Origin of the sequence: Streptomyces chisholmiae (genome assembly GCF_031845445.1) — a bacterium.
GTDB classification, from domain to species: domain Bacteria; phylum Actinomycetota; class Actinomycetes; order Streptomycetales; family Streptomycetaceae; genus Streptomyces; species Streptomyces chisholmiae.
In genome coordinates, this window is the sequence record NZ_JAVREO010000046.1 from 1 (window position 1) to 3,139 (window position 3,139).

The window sequence follows — 3,139 nt, forward strand, 5'->3', positions numbered from 1 at the left end:
TGCTCGAACATCCTCGCAAATAACTCAAAAATCTGGCATTGACTTTTGGCACGCTGTTGAGTTCTCAAGGAACGGACGCTTCCTTCGAACCTCTTCCGAGGCCCTCCGGGCTTTCCCTTCGGTGTGTTCTGACTCTATCACGCCCGATTTCTCGAACCTGACCTCCGTCAGCGGGAGTTGAGTTTCTCGCCCTCCGGCGTGCCCTTACCGTAGAGGAATTCTCCGGCCGATCCAAATCGGCGTTCTGAGTGTTCCACTCCGGGCAAGCTCGAAGGACCTTACGGACCGGCCACACCGGTGTCAAGTTGAGCCCCCGCGGCCCCCGGCGGCCCTGGCGCGGGCCCCTGGGGCCCGGCCGGGCGCCCGTGGTGCGACCGGCGAAATCTCGTGGCCCTCGTCCCCCAACCCCCCTAGACTCGCGCGTCTTTGTCGTTTTCCAGCGCAAGTTGACGGTCGGAGGAGGAGTCGTTCATGGGGACCGCGGGACTGTACCGCTCGGTCGCCACCTACAGCTTTCGGCGCTACGCCACCTACCGCCTGGCCACCGCGGCCGGCGTCTTCACCAACACGGTCTTCGGCTTCGTCATCGCCTACGCCTTCATCGCGCTCTGGCACGAACGCCCCCAGCTCGGGGGCTACGAGCAGCCGCAGGCGTTGACCTTCGTGTGGGTGGGGCAGGCGCTGCTGGCCTCGGTGGCGTTGATGGGGGGTGGGTTCGAGGGGGAGTTGCAGGAGCGGATCAGGTCGGGGGACGTGGCCATCGACCTCTACCGGCCGGCGGACCTGCAGCTGTGGTGGCTCGCCGCCGACCTGGGGCGGGCCGGCTTCCAGCTGGCGGGGCGCGGGGTGGTGCCGTTGCTGGTGGGGGCGTTGGCCTTCGAGCTGGCGCTGCCGGTCAGCCCGCTGGTGTGGGCGCTCTTCCTGGTGTCGGTGGCGCTGGCGGTGGTGATCAGCTTCGCCATGCGGTTCCTGGTGGGGCTCTCGGCGTTCTGGCTGATGGACGGGATGGGGGCGAGCATGGCCAACACCGTGCTCTCCATCTTCTTCTCCGGGATGACCCTGCCGCTGACCGTCTTCCCCGGCGCGTTCGGTGAGGTGGTGCGCTGGCTGCCGTGGTCCGGGATGTTGCAGGTGCCGGCGGACGTGCTGCTGGAGCGGCGGGCCGGCTGGGCGGTGCTGGCCGGGCTGCTCTTCCAACTGGGCTGGGCGCTGGTGGTGTTGCTGCTGGGCCGGTGGGCGCAGTCGGTGGCGACCCGGCGGGTGGTGGTCCAGGGTGGTTGACGGGGTGCGGGCCTTCGGCCTGGTGGCCTGGATGTGGGTGCGCGCGGCGCTGACCTACCGGATGTCCTTCGCGATCAGCACGTTGGCGAACGTGGCCGTCACCTTTCTGGACTTCGTCACGGTGCTGTTGATGTTCTCCCACATCGAGACGCTGGGCGGCTTCGGGTTGGCCGAGGTGGCGTTGCTGTACGGGACGGCGAGCATGGCGCTCGGGCTGGCCGATCTGCTGTTGGGGAACGTGGAGCGGGTCGGGGGACGGATCAGGGACGGCTCGCTCGACGTGTTGCTGGTGCGTCCGGTGTCGGTCTTCGTGCAGGTGGCGGCGGACCGGTTCGCGCTGCGGCGGGTGGGGCGGGTGCTCCAGGCGGGGGCGGTGCTGGGGTGGGCGCTGCCGCGGGTGGACGTGGTCTGGACGCCGGGGAACGTGCTGCTCCTGGTGGTGACGCTGGTCTCCGGGGCGGTGATCTTCGGGGCGATCTTCACCCTGGGGTCGGCGTTCCAGTTCTGGGCGCAGGACGCGGCGCAGGTGCAGAACGCGTTCACCTACGGCGGCGGCGCGCTGTTGCAGTACCCGCCGACGATCTTCGCCAGGGAGCTGGTCCGCGGGGCGACCTTCGTGGTGCCGCTGGCGTTCGTGAACTGGCTGCCGGCGCTGCGGTTGTTGGGGCGGGAGGACCCGTTGGGGCTGCCCGGGTGGGTGGACTTCCTGTCGCCGCTGGTCGCGGCGGTGTTGTCGGGGCTGGCCGCGCTGGTGTGGCGGTCGGCGGTGCGGAGCTATCGGAGTACCGGGAGTTGAGGAAGGGACCGGAGGTCGAGGTGGAGACGAGTGCTGACGTGACGGCCGACGAGCTGATCGTGCTGGAGCGGCTGGAGAAGGTGTTCCGGGTCCGGCGGCGGGCCGGGCTGGTGCGCCGGGAGCGGTCGGAGGTGCGGGCGGTGGACGGGATCTCGTTCCGGGTGCGGCGGGGCGAGATGGTCGGTTACATCGGGCCGAACGGGGCGGGTAAGTCGACGACGATCAAGATGCTGACCGGCATCCTGACGCCGAGCGGGGGCCGGTTGCGGGTGGCGGGGGTCGATCCGGCGCGGGACCGGAAGGCGCTGGCGCGGCGGATCGGGGTGGTCTTCGGGCAGCGCACGACGCTGTGGTGGGATCTGCCGCTGGGGGACTCGTACCAGCTGGTGCGGCGGCTCTACCGGGTGGAGCCGGCGCGATTCCGGGCGAACCTGGAGCGCTGTGTGGAGCTGCTGGAGCTGGGGCCGCTGTTGTCGGTGCCGGTGCGGCAGCTGTCGTTGGGGCAGCGGATGCGGGGGGACATCGCGGCGGCGCTGCTGCACGATCCGGAGGTGCTGTATCTGGACGAGCCGACGATCGGGCTGGACGTGATCAGCAAGACCAAGGTGCGTGCCTTTCTGCGCGATCTCAATCGTGACAAGGGCACGACGGTTCTGCTCACCACGCACGATCTGACCGATATCGAGCAGTTGTGTAGCCGGGTGATGGTGATCGACCAGGGTCGGCTGATGTACGACGGGGCCCTCTCCGGGCTGCGCGAGGTCGGCGAGAGCGAGCGGACGCTGGTGGTCGACCTGGCCGAGGAGCGGCCGGCGGTCGAGGTGCCGGGCGCCCGGGTGGTGCGGGTGTCGGGCCCCCGGCAGTGGCTGGCGTTCCCGGCCTCGGCGAGCGCGGCGCCGCTGGTGGCTCGGGTGGCGGCGGACTATCCGCTGGTCGACCTGTCACTGCGGGAGCCGGACATCGAGGAGGTCATCTCCCGGATGTACGCCGCCGGTTGGGACGGCGCGGCCGGGGCCGGGGGTGGGTCCGCCGGGGGGTAGTCAGGGGGGCGGCCGGGGGTGG

3 protein-coding genes are annotated in these 3,139 nt (G+C 70.1%); all 3 read left to right on the forward strand.

Annotation, left to right across the window (positions count from 1 at the left end):
* Positions 1-471: 471 nt before the first annotated feature.
* The 3 genes from RM844_RS31945 to RM844_RS31955 are packed head-to-tail and all read left to right on the forward strand — an operon-like array spanning position 472 to position 3,117.
* Positions 472-1,281, forward strand: coding sequence for an ABC transporter permease (locus RM844_RS31945; protein WP_311670953.1), 810 nt, complete (start codon positions 472-474; stop codon positions 1,279-1,281).
* 31 nt (positions 1,282-1,312) lie between these two features.
* The gene (locus RM844_RS31950) at positions 1,313-2,077 is read left to right on the forward strand and encodes an ABC transporter permease (protein ID WP_311670954.1); all 765 of its coding nucleotides are present in this window, start codon (positions 1,313-1,315) and stop codon (positions 2,075-2,077) included.
* Between the two features lie 38 nt (positions 2,078-2,115).
* Positions 2,116-3,117, forward strand: coding sequence for an ABC transporter ATP-binding protein (locus RM844_RS31955; RefSeq protein ID WP_311670955.1), 1,002 nt, complete (start codon positions 2,116-2,118; stop codon positions 3,115-3,117).
* Positions 3,118-3,139 lie beyond the last annotated feature (22 nt).